Genomic DNA, 985 nt, shown 5'->3' with positions numbered 1-985 from the left:
CTACCGATTCTCTAGACACTTCTGAGCTCTTCATAATATCGCCGTTCAAACTCGATTGGCGACAAGTTGCCATTATAACCATGTTGCCTGACTGAATTGTAGAACATTTCGATGTAGTCGAAGATGTCTTGTCTTGCAGCATCTCGTGTCGGATAGGTTTTCCTCTTAATTCTTTCCCGTTTGAGTAGCTGAAAGAAGCTTTCAGCTACTGCATTGTCATGGCAGTTGCCTCTGCGACTCATGCTTGCTTCGAGATTGTGGGCTTTGAGGAAATCCTGCCAGTCATAGCTGCTGTACTGGCTTCCCTGATCAGAATGTACAATCACCTTGCCGGTTGGCTTACGTCGCCATACAGCAGCCAGCAAAGCCTTGAGCACAAGATCTGTCTCCATCCTTGGCTGCATTGACCAACCAATCACTTGTCTGGAAAACAGATCAATCACGACAGCCAGGAATAGCCAGCCTTCGTGGGTTCTGATGTATGTGATATCCGTAACCCAAGCCTGATTTGGCTGCTGCTGATCAAACTGCCGCTGAAGCTGATTTGGAGCCACTACAGAAGGTTTACCACCTTTAGGGCCTGGTTTCCTGCCATAACCAATCTGAGCTCTTAGACCGGCTCCCTTCATCAAGCGCCCAACTCGGTTGGAACCGCAGGATTCACCCAACTCTTTCATGTCATGGTAAATCTTGCGGTAGCCATAAACGCAGCCACTTTCTAACCATGACTGTTTGATCAAACCCAACAACCGTTGGTTCTCATGGTGTCTTTTGGAGTGAGGCTGTTTCAGCCATGCATAATAGCCACTGGGATGAACCTTCATCACTCGGCAGAGCATCCGAATTGGGTATTCCAACAGGTTCTTTTTGATGAAGGCGTACCTTACTGGGACTCCTTGGCAAAGTACGCTGCGGCCTTTTTTAGGATATCACGCTCATCCGTTACCCGGCGTAACTCTTTCTTCAGGGCTCGTATTTCCTGCTG

The 985-nt window shown here is 48.2% G+C and carries 1 pseudogene; it reads right to left on the bottom strand.

Going from position 1 to position 985, the window contains the following annotated elements:
• Nucleotides 1–11: 11 nt before the first annotated feature.
• Nucleotides 12–985, bottom strand: a pseudogene (locus F3F96_RS12330) (IS3 family transposase); the annotation flags it as partial.

The sequence above is a fragment of the Mariprofundus sp. NF genome (genome assembly GCF_013387455.1).
Taxonomy (GTDB): domain Bacteria; phylum Pseudomonadota; class Zetaproteobacteria; order Mariprofundales; family Mariprofundaceae; genus Mariprofundus.
The sequence above is the reverse complement of the archived record's forward strand: the minus strand, read 5'-3'. Positions and strand labels throughout refer to the sequence as shown.